This is a genomic window from Agromyces mediolanus, from assembly GCF_044917495.1.
GTDB classification, from domain to species: domain Bacteria; phylum Actinomycetota; class Actinomycetes; order Actinomycetales; family Microbacteriaceae; genus Agromyces; species Agromyces mediolanus_B.
On sequence record NZ_JAVSSI010000015.1, the window covers coordinates 39,134 to 53,747 of the forward strand.

Annotated in this window: 14 protein-coding genes; 2 read left to right on the forward strand and 12 right to left on the reverse strand. The window is 72.7% G+C overall.

The genetic code is table 11. The features are described 5' to 3' along the window. Window positions 1-62: 62 nt before the first annotated feature. The 3 genes from ROT00_RS16510 to ROT00_RS16520 all read right to left on the reverse strand — a co-directional run bounded on the left by ROT00_RS16510 (window position 63) and on the right by ROT00_RS16520 (window position 3,428). Window positions 63-1,442: an FAD-dependent oxidoreductase gene (locus ROT00_RS16510; protein ID WP_404776128.1), complete on the reverse strand. Its 1,380-nt coding sequence runs from the start codon at window positions 1,440-1,442 to the stop codon at window positions 63-65. 25 nt (window positions 1,443-1,467) lie between these two features. Continuing rightward, window positions 1,468-2,589: a polyprenyl synthetase family protein gene (locus tag ROT00_RS16515; protein WP_404776129.1), complete on the reverse strand. Its 1,122-nt coding sequence runs from the start codon at window positions 2,587-2,589 to the stop codon at window positions 1,468-1,470. A 119-nt stretch (window positions 2,590-2,708) separates the two neighbouring features. Further along, window positions 2,709-3,428: a demethylmenaquinone methyltransferase gene (locus tag ROT00_RS16520; RefSeq protein ID WP_404776130.1), complete on the reverse strand. Its 720-nt coding sequence runs from the start codon at window positions 3,426-3,428 to the stop codon at window positions 2,709-2,711. A 122-nt stretch (window positions 3,429-3,550) separates the two neighbouring features. Between ROT00_RS16520 and ROT00_RS16525 the strand changes: the two genes are divergently transcribed. Beyond that, on the forward strand, window positions 3,551-4,849 hold the full coding sequence (locus ROT00_RS16525; RefSeq protein ID WP_404776131.1) for an isochorismate synthase: 1,299 nt from the start codon (window positions 3,551-3,553) through the stop codon (window positions 4,847-4,849). 16 nt (window positions 4,850-4,865) lie between these two features. On the opposite strand, the gene ROT00_RS16530 is transcribed toward ROT00_RS16525, so the two are convergent. The 3 genes from ROT00_RS16530 to ROT00_RS16540 all read right to left on the reverse strand — a co-directional run bounded on the left by ROT00_RS16530 (window position 4,866) and on the right by ROT00_RS16540 (window position 6,741). Then, entirely contained in the window at window positions 4,866-5,723 is an 858-nt protein-coding gene (locus ROT00_RS16530; protein ID WP_404776132.1) for a polyphosphate kinase 2 family protein, read from the reverse strand. Between the two features lie 129 nt (window positions 5,724-5,852). Beyond that, entirely contained in the window at window positions 5,853-6,260 is a 408-nt protein-coding gene (locus ROT00_RS16535) for a riboflavin kinase (protein WP_404776133.1), read from the reverse strand. After that, window positions 6,238-6,741, reverse strand: a complete 504-nt coding sequence (locus ROT00_RS16540) for a flavin reductase family protein (protein WP_404776134.1) — start codon at window positions 6,739-6,741, stop codon at window positions 6,238-6,240. Before ROT00_RS16540 ends, ROT00_RS16535 begins: the two co-directional genes overlap by 23 nt. A gap of 127 nt (window positions 6,742-6,868) precedes the next feature. Here ROT00_RS16540 and ROT00_RS16545 point away from each other — a divergent pair, with 127 nt between their 5' ends. Then, complete coding sequence (locus ROT00_RS16545) at window positions 6,869-7,459, forward strand: PadR family transcriptional regulator (RefSeq protein ID WP_404776135.1); 591 nt, start codon at window positions 6,869-6,871, stop codon at window positions 7,457-7,459. Window positions 7,460-7,606: 147 nt separating this feature from the next. Here the strand turns inward: ROT00_RS16545 and ROT00_RS16550 are convergent, their stop codons facing one another. The 6 genes from ROT00_RS16550 to ROT00_RS16575 all read right to left on the reverse strand — a co-directional run bounded on the left by ROT00_RS16550 (window position 7,607) and on the right by ROT00_RS16575 (window position 14,602). Further along, the gene (locus ROT00_RS16550) at window positions 7,607-8,971 is read right to left on the reverse strand and encodes an NtaA/DmoA family FMN-dependent monooxygenase (RefSeq protein WP_404776136.1); all 1,365 of its coding nucleotides are present in this window, start codon (window positions 8,969-8,971) and stop codon (window positions 7,607-7,609) included. A gap of 104 nt (window positions 8,972-9,075) precedes the next feature. Then, a complete protein-coding gene (locus ROT00_RS16555; protein ID WP_404776137.1) occupies window positions 9,076-9,942 on the reverse strand; it encodes an ABC transporter permease in 867 nt (288 codons plus the stop codon). Further along, window positions 9,935-10,738: an ABC transporter ATP-binding protein gene (locus ROT00_RS16560; protein WP_404776138.1), complete on the reverse strand. Its 804-nt coding sequence runs from the start codon at window positions 10,736-10,738 to the stop codon at window positions 9,935-9,937. The genes ROT00_RS16555 and ROT00_RS16560 overlap by 8 nt, the downstream gene beginning before the upstream one ends. Next, entirely contained in the window at window positions 10,735-11,847 is a 1,113-nt protein-coding gene (locus tag ROT00_RS16565) for an ABC transporter substrate-binding protein (protein ID WP_404776139.1), read from the reverse strand. Before ROT00_RS16565 ends, ROT00_RS16560 begins: the two co-directional genes overlap by 4 nt. Window positions 11,848-12,147: 300 nt before the next feature. Then, entirely contained in the window at window positions 12,148-14,181 is a 2,034-nt protein-coding gene (gene menD, locus ROT00_RS16570; protein WP_404776140.1) for a 2-succinyl-5-enolpyruvyl-6-hydroxy-3-cyclohexene-1-carboxylic-acid synthase, read from the reverse strand. Continuing rightward, window positions 14,174-14,602, reverse strand: coding sequence for a PLD nuclease N-terminal domain-containing protein (locus tag ROT00_RS16575; protein ID WP_404776141.1), 429 nt, complete (start codon window positions 14,600-14,602; stop codon window positions 14,174-14,176). The genes menD and ROT00_RS16575 overlap by 8 nt, the downstream gene beginning before the upstream one ends. Between the last annotated feature and the right edge of the window lie 12 nt (window positions 14,603-14,614).

Below are 14,614 nucleotides of genomic sequence, written 5' to 3' on the forward strand. Positions count from 1 at the left end.
GAGGCTACCGAGCCGACGGGCCCCGCGCCGCCGGCCCTCCACAGGGTGCGTGCGGGCCCGGCCTACGCCTCGCCGCGGGAGAGCTCGACCATCTCGTCGCGGGGCACGACCTTGATGCGCACGCGGCCCTCGGCCTCACCGAGCGCGAGCTCGTGCTCGTCGAGGCGGTGCCAGCCGTCGAGGTCGGTCCAGCGGATGCCGCGCGACTCGAGCAGCTCGACGATCGCGCCCTCCTCAGGGTGCTCGGGTTGCCACCAGTTGCCGAGGTCGTTGATGACGTGCTTCACCGTCTCCATCGCGTCGGACTTCGTGTGGCCGATGAGGCCCACGGGCCCGCGCTTGATCCAGCCGGTCGCGTACACGCCGTAGAGCTGGCGGGGCTCGCCCGACTCCTCGTCGCGGATCAGCACCTGGCCCTCGTGGTTCGGGATGACGCCGAACTTCTCGTCGAACGGCACGCCCGGCAGCGGCGAGCCGAAGTAGCCGACCGCGCGGTAGACGGCCTGCACCGGCAGCTCGCGGATCTCGCCGGTGCCCACGACGCCACCGGCGCCGTCGGACTTCGTGCGCTCGTAGCGGATGGCGCCGACCCGGCCCGTGCCGTCGTCGACGAGCTCCAGCGGCTTCGCGAAGAAGTGCAGGTGCAGGCGCCGCGACGCCTGGCCCACCTCGCGCTGGCGCCACTGCTGCAGCACCTTGTCGATGACGAAGACCTGCTTGTTTCCCGACACCGCGGCCTTCGCCGCGTCGTCGTAGTCGAAGTCCTCGTCGTAGACGATCATGTCGACATCGCGCAGCTCGCCGAGCTCGCGCAGCTCGAGCGGCGTGAACTTCACCGAGGTCGGGCCGCGGCGGCCGAAGACGTGCACGTCGGTGACGGGCGAGGCCGCGAGCCCCTCGGCGACGTTCGCCGGGATCTCGGTGACCATCAGGTCCTCGACGTGCTTCGCGAGGATGCGGGCGCTGTCGAGGGCGACGTTGCCGTTGCCGATGACGGCGACCTGCTTCGCGTCGAGCGGCCAGGTGCGCGGCACGTCGGGGTGCCCGTCGAACCAGCTGACGAAGTCGGCGGCGCCGTACGAGCCCTCGAGCTCGACTCCGGGGATGTGCAGCGGGGCGTCGCGCACCGCGCCGGTCGCGAAGATCACCGCGTGGTAGTGCTGCTTCAGGTCGTCGAGCGTGAGGTCGGTGCCGAAGCGGACGTTGCCGAAGATTCGGATGTCGCCGCGGTCGAGCACCTCGCGGAGCGCCGTGATGATGCCCTTGATGCGGGGGTGGTCGGGGGCGACGCCGTAGCGGACCAGGCCGTAGGGCGCCGGCAGGTGATCGAACAGGTCGATCGACACGTCGAAGTTGCGCTCGGCTTTCAGCATGATGTCCGCCGCGTAGATCCCCGCGGGGCCGGCTCCGACGATCGCCAGGCGCAGCTTGTTCCTCGTCACGTGCTCGTTCTCCTCTCGCCCGAGCTCAGCTCGAGCGCTCCACGATGGTCTCGGCGAATCGCGTCAGCGCCTTCTTCACGCTGCCCTCGGGCAGCGGCGCGAGCGCGGCGACCGCCTCGTCCGCCCAGCGGTGCGCCTCTGCGAGCGTCACCCTGGTGGCCTCGTGCTCACGCAGCTCCGCCACGATGGCGTCGACCGTCTCCTTCGACGGCACGATCCTCGCGGCCTGCGTGTTGGTGTCGAGCGGGTCGCCCACGGCGTCGGCCGGGACGGGGAGCACGTCGCGCTCGATGCGCGCCAGCAGGGATGCCGCCTCGGCATCCTGCTTTGCGAGCTCGCGCAGACGCAGCAGCGGCAGCGTCACGACCCCGGCGCGCAGGTCTGTGCCCGGCACCTTGCCCGTCTCCGCCGGACGCGGCGACAGGTCGATGACGTCGTCGATGAGCTGGAAGGCGACGCCGATCTTCTCGCCGAACTCGACGAGCGGCGCCTCGAAGGCCGGGTCGGCGTTCGAGAAGATGACGCCCGACTGCGCGGCCGCCGCGATGAGCGAGCCGGTCTTGTCGGCGAGCACCTGGATGTAGTGGGCCACGGGGTCGTCGTCCGACTGCGGGCCGACCGTCTCGTGCAGCTGCCCGAGCACCAGGCGCTCGAAGGTGTCGGCCTGCATGCGGATGGCCCGCTCACCGAGCCGCGCCATGAGCTGGCTCGCGCGGGCGAACAGCAGGTCGCCGGTGAGGATCGCGATCGAGTTGCCCCACACCGCGTGGGCGCTCGGCACCCCGCGTCGGCGGTCGGACTCGTCCATCACGTCGTCGTGGTACAGGCTCGCGAGGTGCGTGATCTCGATCGCCTCGGCGGCGATGACGACCTCGTCGGTGACGCCGTCGCCGAGCTGCGCGGCGAGCAGGGTCAGCATGGGGCGCACCCGCTTGCCGCCGGCCTCGAGCAGGTAGCGCGTCGAGGCATCCGCCACGGGCGCCGTGAACCGCACCTCGTCGACGAGCCCCGCCTCGACCCGGTCGAGTCCGTCGTCGATGGCCCGCGCCATCGCCCGATCGGCCGCGGACGCGAAGACGCGCTCGCTCAGACCGAGGTTGGCGGCGAGGGAGGACCCGCGACGCGCGCCCTGGAGGCTCGATTTCACGCTGTCCAGCCTACCTGTGCGTCGGAGCGGCCTCGGCTATCGGCCGTGGCGAAGGCGGACCCGGCGCATCGCCCGTCCGGCGAGCCGCACGCCTCGCCCGCCCGACGGCCCGGTGCGCCCTACGCCTCGGCGGGCGCGAGCGGCTTGCGCCCGCGGTGCAGGGCCACGACGCCGAGCGTGAGGTTCCGCCAGGCCACGTCGCGCCAGCCGGCCTCCCGCAGCCAGGCCGCGAGCTCCGACTGCACGGGCCAGGCGTTGATCGACTCGTTCAGGTACTCGTACGCGGTGTCGTTCGAGCTCGAGAGCTTCACGAGGGGCGGCATCACCCAGCGCTGGTAGGCGCCGTAGCCGGCGCGCACGAGCGAGGCCTGCGGGTGGGAGAACTCGCAGATCACGAGCCGTCCGCCGGGCTTCGTCACGCGGAGGAACTCGCGGATCGCCTGCTTCGGGTCGCTCACGTTGCGCAGCCCGAACGAGATCGTGACGGCGTCGAACTCGTCGTCGTCGAACGGCAGCTGCATGGCGTCGGCCTCGACGAAGACGAGGTTCTGCACGTGCGCCTGGCGGCGCCGGCCGACCTCGATCATGCCGGGCGAGAAGTCGGCCGCGACGACGGAGGCTCCGCTGCGGGCGAGGCTCGCGCTCGAGGTGCCGGTGCCCGCGGCGATGTCGAGGATGCGCTCGCCCGGCTTCGGGTCGACCGCCCGGGTCGTCGCGACGCGCCAGAGCGGGGCGTTGCCCATCGACAACAGGGTGTTGGTGCGGTCGTAATTGGCCGCCACCCGGTCGAACATGGCCGAGACCTGCTCCGGGTTCTTGCCGAGGTCTGCGCGGGTCATCCCCCGAGTCTACGGCCGGCGCCCGAGACCCCGGCAGCCGCCTCGCCCCGGCCACCCCGCAGCGCCGCGCGGCGCCGCCCCGCGGCGGCCGACCCCGCGCAGGGCGGGCGTAGGCTGGGGCGGTGAGCCAGAATGCCGCCGCCTCCCCCGCCTCAGCGGGCTCGCGGCTCATCGTTCGCACGGTCGCGGTCGAGGAGACCGAGCCGCTGATCCCCCGCACCGATCCGCGAAACCCCCTCGTCTGGTTGCGCCGCGGCGAGGGCGTCGTCGGGCTCGGCGAGGTGCTGCGCATCGAGACCTCCGGCGCACGACGGATCGAGGATGCCGCGGCCGCGTGGACCTCGCTCGCCGCCGCCGCCGACCTCGACGACCGGGTCGGCCTCCCCGGCACCGGGCTCGTCGCCTTCGGCGCCTTCGCCTTCGCTGCGCACTCGTCCGCGACGAGCGTGCTGATCGTGCCCGAGCTCATCCTCGGCCGCCGCGACGGCCGCTCGTGGATCACCCGAATCGCCCTCGCCGACTCCGCCGAGGGGCAGGCGCTCGCCGCCGGCGGCGAGGAGGCATCCGCGCTCCTGCCGACGCCTGCGCCGAAGCGCCAGGTGCCGCGGGTCGCCTTCGCGCCCGGCAGCATGACGGCGGAGGGCTACGAGGCCGCCGTCGCCGAGGCCGTCCGCCGCATCGACGCCGGCGAGCTCGAGAAGGTCGTGCTCGCCCGCCAGCTCGTCGGCGAGCTCGACGAGGACGCGGGCCTCCGCGCGACCATCAACCGGCTCGCCGAGGACTACCCCGACACGTGGGTGTTCGCCGTCGACGGCCTCGTCGGCGCGAGCCCCGAGACGCTCGTGCGCGTCGACCACGGCACCGTCTCGGCCCGGGTGCTCGCCGGCACCGCGCCGCGCGGCGCGGGCGAGGCATCCGACCGCGACCATGCCGCGCAGCTCGCCGCGAGCGAGAAGAACCTCGCCGAGCACGCCCTCGCCGTCGCGAGCGCGGTGCAGCGCCTCGCCCCGCACACCCGCCGCCTCGACACGAGCCCGGAGCCGTTCACGCTGCAGCTGCCGAACCTCTGGCACCTCGCGACCGACCTCAAGGGCACCCTCGGCGACGGCTCGAACTCGCTCGACCTCGTGCGCGCGGTGCATCCGACGGCCGCCGTCGCGGGCACGCCCCGCCGGATCGCGCTCGACACCCTCGCCGAGCTCGAGGGCTTCGATCGCGGCCGCTACGCGGGCCCGGTCGGCTGGGTCGACGGCGACGGCGACGGCGAGTGGGCGATCGCGCTGCGCTGCGCGCAGGTCGACGGCGACGGCACCGTCACGGCGTACGCGGGCTGCGGCATCGTGCACGACTCGGTGCCGGCGGAGGAGCTCGCCGAGACCGAGATGAAGTTCCGCCCGATCGTCGAGGCCTTCGGCGGCTGACGCCGCCCCTGCTCGCTCAGGATGCCGCGAGCCGGCGCTGCTGCTCCGCGACGTCGTAGTCGGCTTTCGGCCACTCGAGGGCCATCCGCTCCAGGGCGTCGATGACGAGGTGCTGCACCGCGAGCCGCGCGTACCACTTGCGGTCGGCGGGAACGACGAACCACGGGGCATCCGCCGTCGCCGTGCGATCGAAGACGAGCTGGTACGCCTCCTGGTAGTCGTCCCAGCGGGAGCGCTCGTCGATGTCGCCCGGATTGAACTTCCAGTGCTTGTCGGGCCGGGCGAGGCGGTCGGCGAGGCGTGCGCGCTGCTCGTCCTTCGAGAGGTGCAGCATGACCTTCACGATCGTCGTGCCGGTGCGGGCGAGCTCCTCCTCGAAGTCGTTGATCGCGCCGTAGCGCCGCTCGATCTCGTCCGCCGGGGCGAGCTCGCGCACGCGGCCGATGAGGACGTCCTCGTAGTGCGAGCGGTCGAACACGCCGATCCGGCCCGCTGCGGGGACCTGCTTGTGGATGCGCCAGAGGAAGTCGTGCTCGAGCTCCTCCGGGGTGGGCTTCTTGAACGCGGCGAGCTGCACGCCCTGCGGGTCGACCGCGCCCATCACGTGGTTCACGATGCCGCCCTTGCCCGCGGAGTCCATCGCCTGCAGCACGAGGAGCACCCGCCGCTCGTCGCCGTTCACGACGTTGTTCGCGAACAGCTGCTCCTGGAGCCGGTTCAGCACCGCCGCGCCCTCGGCGAGCGCGGCCTGCCCGGCGGCCTTGTCGCCCTCGAAGCCGGGATGCGCGTTCGTGTCGGCGTCGGCGAGGCGGAAGCCGGGGCCGACGCGGAGCAGCTCGGCCGGATCGGCCGCCCAGAACGATTCGCGGTCCATCGTGCGTCCCCCTTCGCGCGGCGGATGCCGCATGGGCTCCATCATGGCGCCGCGGGAGGGGATCCGCACGGCGGGAGGATCAGAATCCCGAAACCGTCCTCCCTCGATGCGCATCTCCTCCCGCGGGGCTTACAGATCGAGTGCGGCGAGGAGCGCACGCGAGCGGCGCACATCGTGCTCGGTCCGCTCGATGAGCTCGTCGAGCGAGTCGAATCGGCGCATCTCGCGGAGCATCGCCACGGGTTCCACGGTGATCGCCCGGCCGTAGAGGTTCTCGTCGAGGTCGTGCACGTACGCCTCGATCCTCCGCTCGAACACGTCGTCGAAGGTCGGGTTGTCGCCGACGCTGACGGTGCCGCCGAAGCGCTCGGCGGCGGGCGGGAAGCGGATCCAGCACGCGTAGACGCCGTCGACCGGCGGCGCCTCCCCCTCGGCGACCTCGACGTTCGCCGTCGGGAATCCGAGCACGCGCCCCCGCCCGTGCCCGCCGACGACGACGCCGGCGAAGGGTGGGTCAGCCGGCGTTGCCGAGGGCATGGAATCGGCTCTGGTGGAACACGAGGGGCGCGACCTCGGGGAACATCTCGGAGCTGCGCACCTCGAGCAGCACGATCTCGTGGTCGCCGCCGTCGTACACCGCGTGGATGCCGCACTCGAGCCAGAGGGCGGCGCCCTCGACGAGCACCGAGCCGCCCTCGCCCGACCGCCAGCCGGCGTCGGCGAAGCGGTCGCCGGTGCGCGAGGACAGCTGCCGGCAGAGCGCCTCCTGGTCGGAGCCGAGCACGCTGAGCCCGAGCGCGGGCCGGTCGGCGAGCAACGGCCACGTCGTCGACGTCCGCGCGACGCTGACGGCGACGAGCGGCGGGTCGAGGGAGATGGAGGTGAAGGAGTTCACGGCCATGCCGGCCGGGGCGCCGTCGACGATCGCGGCGAGCGCCACCACGCCCGTCGGGAACGCCGACAACGCCCGGCGCAGCGCCAGCTGCGGTGCCTCGCTCACGGACTGCTGGGTGGTCATCGTCGACTCCGCTCTCCTGTTCCGCATCCGGCACAGGTAGTCAAGTTTGTCTATCTAGGGAAAGCTTATGCAGATTTGATCATGCAAAACAAGCGGGAACCTTCATCCGTCTGTCTACGATGGGAGCATGTCGTCACCAACGCGCCTCGTCGTGCTCGGAGCCGTGCACCAGTTCCAGCCCGTGCACGGCTACTTCCTCCGTCGCGAGCTCATGACCTGGCTCGTCGACGAGTGGGCGAACATCCAGCCCGGCTCGATCTACAACGCGCTCCGCTCGCTCGAGCAGGACGGCTACGTGCGCGAGAGCGGCACGGAGTCCGACGGCAAGCGGCCGGCCCGCACGAGCTACACGATCACGCCGGCCGGCGAGGTCGAGCTGATGCGGATGCTGCGCGACACCCTGTGGAACGTCGAGCCCTTCGATACGCAGGCGGTGATGGTCATCGCCTCGTTCATGTTCATCCTCAGCCGCCAGGAGGTCATCGCCGGCCTCGAGCACCGCATCACGAAGATCGACGCGATCGTGCTGACGAACGGCTTCCACATCGAGGACACCGCCCGCTCGGAGACGACCCCGAAGTACGTGCGCGAGATCTTCGAGCTCTCCACCGCCCGGCTGAAGGCCGAACAGGAATGGGCGCGCTCCCTCGTCGAGCGGCTCCGCCAGGGCGAGTACTCCTTCGCGGACGACCCGCGCGAGGAGCAGCCCCGGCGCTGAACCAGCAGCGCCGCGTCCCCCCGGCACCCGCCGCCCCGGCATCCGCCGTCCCGGCACCCGCCGTCCCGGCTTCCGCCGGGCGATCCGGAGGACCCGGGTCGTCCGCGCTCGGCCGAACGCGGACGACCCGTGCGCCACCCGACCCGATCAGGCGGCGCGACGCAGCGCGCCCGCGCGGTGCGCAGCTGCGGGGTGCTCCTCCGGGAGGGTGGCCGAACCACCGCCGAGGAGCCGCTCGCGGAGCGTCGCCCCCTCGTACTCGCTGCCGGCGACGCCGCGTTCGCGGAGGATCGGCAGCACGTGCTCGACGAAGTCCTGCGTCGAGCCCGGCTGGATCACCGGGGAGAGGAGGAATCCGTCGAGGTCGGCGCCCTCGGCGAGTTCGCACATCCGGTCGGCGATCTCCTCCGGCGTGCCGACGACGGGCTTCGCCCCCACGCCGTGCGCGTGCCAGTCCTTCAGCACGTCGCCGACGCTGAGCCCGGCGAACCGCGCGACCTGCGTCTGCGAGAGCTCGGTGTGCAACTCGGTCATCGGCGTGTCGGGGCTGTAGGAGGACAGGTCGAGCCCCGTGAACCAGGCGTAGGAGGCCACCGCGACCTCGGGGCTCTGCGCGTCGAGCACCCGCTGGTACTTGCGCTCCGCGTCCGCCGTCGTCTTGCCGACGACGCACGCGAACGCCGACATGATCTTCACGGCGGATGCGGCCCGGCCGGACGCGACCGCCTCGGCACGGATGGCGCGCGTGTGCTCGGCGAGCTGCGCCACCGAACCGGCGCCGATGAACATGCACTCGCCGTGCTTGCCGCCGAACGCCCGGCCCGCGGGCGACGCCCCCGCCTGGAAGAGCACGGGGGTCCCCTGGGGCGAGTACGCCGTGTTGCCGTAGCCGTGGGAACGGAAGTACGGCCCGTCGTGGGCGATGCGGTGCACCTTCGCCGGGTCGGCGAACACCCCGTCCTTGTCCTTCACCAGCGCGTCGGGCTCCCACGCGCCCTCCCAGAGCTTGTACACGAGCTCCATGAAGTCGTCGGCCATGCGATAGCGCTCGTCGTGCGCGACCATCGGCACTCCGAAGGCCTGCACCGCGGTCTCGGCCGTTCCGGTGGTCACGACGTTCCAGCCGATCCGGCCGCCCGAGAGCTGGTCGAGGCTCGCCATCCGCCGGGCGAACGCGTAGGGCTGCTCCGTCAGGATCGACCCGGTCATCACCAGGCCGAGCTGCTCCGTCTGCGACATCAGCGCGGCCGCGACGATCGCCGGGTCGAGCCGAGGCAGGTCGAGTCCCTCGACCGAGCAGATGTCCGGGCGGGAACCGTTCACATCGGCCCAGCCCCAGGCGTCCGCGAGGAAGAGGAAGTCGAGCCGGGCGTCCTCGCAGAGCCGAGCGAGGTCGCGCCAGTAGGCGAGCTCGTCGAAACGGATCCGCTCGTTGTCGGGATGCCGCCAGGTCGCCGTGCCCGAGTCGTTCGCCTGAGCGTTCTCGAAGAGCCCGAACCGCAGTCGTCTCATCAGTTTCTCCTTCTCGATGGGTCCGGCCCCTCGGGCCGGCGGGTCCTGGCGCCCACGGGCGCCGGTCGGTCTGGCTGGATGCCGGCGCCGCCGCGCCGGTCGGTCTAGCGGGCGACGACCTCGCCGTCGCTCCACCACAGGACGCGCCTGCGCACGACCGCGAGCAGCGAGACGAGGAGCACGCCCATCACGCACAGCAGGGCGATGCTCGCCCAGGTCACCGGCAGGTTCGCCTGCGCGGCGGACGTCGTGACGAGCGATCCGAGCCCCGCCTGCTGGCCGGCCGCGACGAACTCGGCGACCGCCGCACCGACGACCGCGAGCGGCAGCGCGATGCGCAGGCCCGCGAAGACGTACGGCATGCAGCCCGGGAAACGCAGGTCCCGGAAGATCTCCCACTTGCTCGCGTGCAGGGTTCGGAACACGTCGAGCGCCTTCACGTCGACATCGCGGAGTCCCGCGAGCGAGTTCACGAGCATCGGGAAGAACACGACGAGGGCGGTCACGATGTACTTCGGCATCATGCCGAACCCGAAGGCGACGACGAGCGCGGGGGCGATCGCGACGATCGGGGTGACCATCACGACCACGACGAGCGGCATGACCGCCCGCTCGATGAGTCGGAACTCGGCCATCACCACCGCGAGCAGGAAGCCCGCGACGATCCCGCTCGCCGCGCCGATCACGACCTCCTGCAGCGTCACGAGGAAGTTCGCCCAGTACATCGCCGGGTCGCCGGCGAGGCTCGCCCAGACCGCGTCCAGCGTCGGGATGACGTAGGGGTTCGTGATCGCCACGAGCTGCCAGCAGAGCGCGGCGACCGCGAACGTGACCGCGGTCGGCAGCCACACCTTCGGCCGCAGCCAGCCCGGTGCGCGGCGCGAGCTCGGTGCCTCGCGCCGAGTGCGGCGGTCCGCGAGCTCGGCGGCCGCCATCGAGGCGGTCGCATCGATCGTGTTCGTCTCAGACATGGGCTCCACCCATCACTTCGTGCAGCGCGGTGCGCACCACGCGCTCCAGCTCGCGGAACTCGTCGCTCGCGTAGGCCTCCTCCGTGCGGGGGCGCGGGAGGTCGACGTCGATGATCCGGTCGATGCGACCGGGGTGGGCGGCCATCACGACGATCCGGTCGGAGAGCATGATCGCCTCCGGCACGGAGTGCGTCACGAAGAGCACCGCCTTGCGGTTCGACTGCCAGAACTCGAGCAGGCCGAGGCGCTGCTGATCGCGGTTCATCTCGTCGAGGGCCGAGAAGGGCTCGTCCATCAGCATGATCGCCGGGTCGAAGACGAACGCCCGGGCGATCGCGGCGCGCTGCTGCATGCCGCCGGAGAGCTGGCCCGGGTACTTCGTCATCGCGTGGCCGAGACCGAAGGAGGCGAGGAGCTCCTCCGGGTCGCGGAGCGAGCGGCCGGCGTTCGCGCGGCGGTTCACCGTGAGCGGCAACCGGACGTTGTCGAGCACGGTGCGCCACGGCAGGAGCGCGGGCGACTGCGGGACCAGGCCGATCCGCTTGTCGGCGGCGGCGGCCCGCACGGTGGAGCCGTCGATCTCGACGCGGCCCTCATCGGCGTCGATGAGACCGGCGACGACCTTCAGCAGCGTCGACTTGCCGCAGCCCGACGGGCCGATGACGGAGACGAACTCCCCCATGCCGATCGTCAGGCTGACGTCGTCGAGCACCCGCACCCGGGCGCCGTCGGCGCCGAACGACTTCGAGACGTTGCTGACCCGGACCCCCGCGTCCGCGCCGACCGCGATGCTCATTCGCCCGGCCAGACGAGCGCGCCGTCCTGGTACAGGGAGGCGACGAGTTCGGTGTCCATCATGTCGGCGAGCGGCGGCAGATCCTTCAGGCCGCCGTACTCCTGCACGAGCTCGTACTCCGACTCCCACGCGGCCTCGCTGAGGACGCCCGGCGTCCCGCTCGCGCTGTCGCGGACCCAGCTCGACTCGACGCGCCAGGTGCGCTCCTGCTGGTCGACCGGGAAGGCGGAGCCCTGGTTGTTCGCCTCGGCGAGGGCGCTGATCTCCTCCACGCACGCGGCCTCGTCGTCGAGGCACTCCTGGAGGGCCTTGAGGCTCGCTCGCATGAAGTCCGCCGCGACCTCGCGATGGTCGGCGAGGAAGGCCGAGTTCACCTCCATGACGTTGTAGGTGCCGCCGACGCCGGAGTCGGCGGGCAGGAACTCGGTGAACGGCAGATCGAGGGAGCGGAGCTTCTCGGGCTGGTTGGAGGCGTATCCGACGATCGCGTCGACCTGCCCGCGGGTGACGACCGTGGGGTCGTAGTTGGTCATCTTGATGAGCTCGACCTTCGAGACGTCGACCCCTGCGGCGTCGAGCATCGCCGAGGCGACGGGCGTCAGGTTGATGAAGTAGCCGAGCTTCTTGCCCTCGAGGTCCTTCAGGCTGGTGATCTGCTCGTTCGCGAAGATCGAGAACGGCGAGGTGTCGCCGTACGTCGCGATGGCCGTGAGGTTCTTGCTGTTCGCCGCGGCGAGCATGACATCGGACGCCGAGCCGAGTGCGGTGAACTGGGCCTGGCCGGATGCCACGAGCTGCTGGCCGTTCGCCCCGGAGGCGTTGATCTCGACGTCGAGGCAGAGCGCGTCGAAGTAGCCGCGCTCCTTCGCGAGGAACACGTCGAGCTGACCGGCACTCGCGGAGTACCCGTAGCCGGAGATGTAGGTGATCGTGCCGGCGTCGCGGTTGCGCTGGCACGCCGCGTCGTCGATGAGCACGTCGGTGTCACCGGATGCGGGCTGTGCGTCCGCGCCCTGCTGGGCGCAGCCGCCCAGCACGGTGATGAGGGCGATGGCGGCGATCGCGGCGGGGAGGACCCGCCGGGAACCGCTCCGAGAAAACACGTCCATGTCGTTCCCTTCGGCCGTTCGTCGTTGATGGCCCGTTGAAATTAGCATATTCAATCTTGACTGTGCAAACAGTGACGAATGCCGCTCGAAGCGGCCTCGCCCCGGCCCCGGTCCCGGTCACGGTCACGGGCGGAGGAGAATCGCGCGACGGGAGGATCGAGGCCGCAACGGAGGCCTCCGCCCGCGCGAATCTCCTCCCACCGGGGGCAGCACGAGAGCGTGAGCGGGGCAGCACGGGAACGTGAGCGGGGCAGCACGGGCGCGCCAGCGGCCGGGCCGGGAGGGCGCCGCCGCCCGGGGTCAGCGGCTGAGCGGGACCTCGAGGATCGTGGGCTCCGTGACGGCCTCGCCGAGCGCGGCCTCGAGCTCGGACCGGGTCGCCGCGCGGCGGTAGCGCCAGCCGTACGCGCGGGCGAGCGCCTCGAGGTCGACCGACTGCGGGGTGTACTGCACCCGATCGAACGCTTCGGCGGGCGCGGATCCCGCGACCTCGAGCGAGTCGAAGATGGTGCCGCCGCCGTCGTTGCCGACGATCACGAGGAGCCGGGGACGGGCCTCGCCGGCACCGAGCAGGAGCGAGCCCGCGTCATGCAGCAGCGCGAGGTCGCCGAGCAGCAGCCGGGTCACGCTCGACTCGGCGCGCGCCGCGGCGTCCTGCGCGGCGCGGCCCGCCTTCGCCGCGGCGAGCTGCTGCTCGACCTCGGCCGCGCGGGCGAGCATCGCGGCGAGGTCGTCGCCGGCGGACGGGTCGAACGCGGCGGGCGACGCGGCCTGCGGCTCCGACGCGACGTCCGGCTCCGAGGCCGCGGACGCAGCGGCATCCTGCGCAGGGGACGCGGCCGCCGCACCGGACCCGGCTGCCTCGGCGCCCCCGCGCGCCGGCTGCTGACTCGCGATCGCGATGCCGAGCGCCGTCGCGACGGTGCCGTCGATCCCGGAGAGCCCGCGGTTCGCGTGCGCGTGGATGCGCCGACCGGGCACGACCCGGTCGGCGTCGCGGATCAGGCGGGATGCCCCGAGCACGAGCCGGTCGTGCGGCCAGCTCGCGGCCCACACCGATTCGGCGAGGAGCCGGCGGCCGACCGGTTCGCGCATCCGCCCGAGCTGCGCGTCGAGGAAGGCGCGCTGGGCGGCGAAGTCGGTGACGTGGCCGGTCTCGTCGACGCCGCTGCGCACGGGATCCGGCTCAGCGGGCGCCTCCGCCGCGGCGAGCGCCCGGCCGGCCTGCACCCAGCGCCCGAGCCAGGCCCGCTCGCCGTCGCCCGGGGGGCCGGGCTCGACGTGCACCGCGCGCTCGAAGCGGCGAGCGCGGTGCCCCGGGTTGAACCACTCGACGCCCGACGGGGCGACGACCACGGTCTCGACGCCGTCGCGCTGGACGAGCGCGGGCACCTCGCGGGAGAGCGTCGGATGCCCGAACACGATCACCCGCTCGACCGCGCCGCCGAGGGCGGGCTCGGCGAGCACCTCGCGGTAGGCGGGCACGAGGTTCGGCCCGAACCTGGCCCCGCTCGTCACCTCGGCGATGAGCGGCCAGCCGCCCGCGCGCGCGAGCGCCTCGGCGGCCGGTCCGGCGCCGGCCCCGGCGACGACGAGCGTGCGGGGTCCGCGGGCCAGCGCACCGGCCCGCCCGTTCGCACCGGGCTCGGTGCCCGGCAGGGCGGCGGGGGCTGCACCTCCCGCGGGACCGGACGCGGGCGGCAGCTCGGCGGGCGCGGACAGCGGCTCCCGCAGCTGCAGGTTCAGGAGCACGGGACCGGGACCGGGATGCGGCACGGGCTCGCCCGAGGCATCCCGCCCCTCCGCCGCGGCGACCGCGACGCGCGCGAGCTCCGCCGCGGCATCCGCCTCGCCGGGCGCGCCCTCGGGCGCCGAGACGTCGCGCTCGAGGCGCACGGCCCCGGCGAAGATGCCGGGCTGCATGGTGGTCTGGTTCGAGCGGATGCCGCGGAGCTCCGCCGGCCGATCGGCGGCGAGCACGAGGAGCGGCACCCCGGCGTGGTGGGCCTCGAGCACCGCGGGGTGCAGGTTCGCGATGGCGGTGCCGGAGGTCGCGACGACGACCGCCGGGCGCCCCGTCTCGATGCCGAGCCCGAGCGCGAGGAATCCGGCGCCGCGTTCGTCGATGCGCACGTGCAGCCGGAGCCGTCCGGCGCGCTCGAACTCCGCGGCGGCGAGGGCGAGGGCCTGCGAGCGCGAACCGGGCGCCACGACGACGTCGGTCACGCCGAGTCGTTCGAGCTCGGCGAGGAGCGCGACGGCGTACTCGCTCGCGGGACTCCCCCGACGTGCGGATGCCGCGGGCTGCTCGCTCGCGGCAGCCGGGTCAGTCATGCGGTCGGCCGGTCTGACCGGGGTCGGCCGGTCCCTCCGGGTCGTGGGGGCCGGAATCGCCGCGGCTCGGATGCCCGGCACCGGAATCGCGCCCGTCGCCCGTCTCGGGCTCCTCGTCGAGGTCGGCGAGCTCCTGCTCGAGGCGGCGGATGCGGTCTTCCTGCTCCGCGTCGGAGCCGAGCCGGCGGAGGAACTCGGCGTCGTCGTCGGGTGCGAGGGAGCGGCCGCTGCGGTTGCGGCGGCCCCGGCCGATCAGGAACCAGAGCACGCCGCCGATGACCGGCACGAGGATCACGAGGGCGACCCACCAGCCCTTGCGGAGGCCGCGCACGCGCAGCCGATCGAACAGCGCGCAATCGACGATCGTGTAGATCCAGAAGACGATCGCGGCTGCCACGACGATGACAGCGAGCCTCGGCATGCCCCTAGTCTA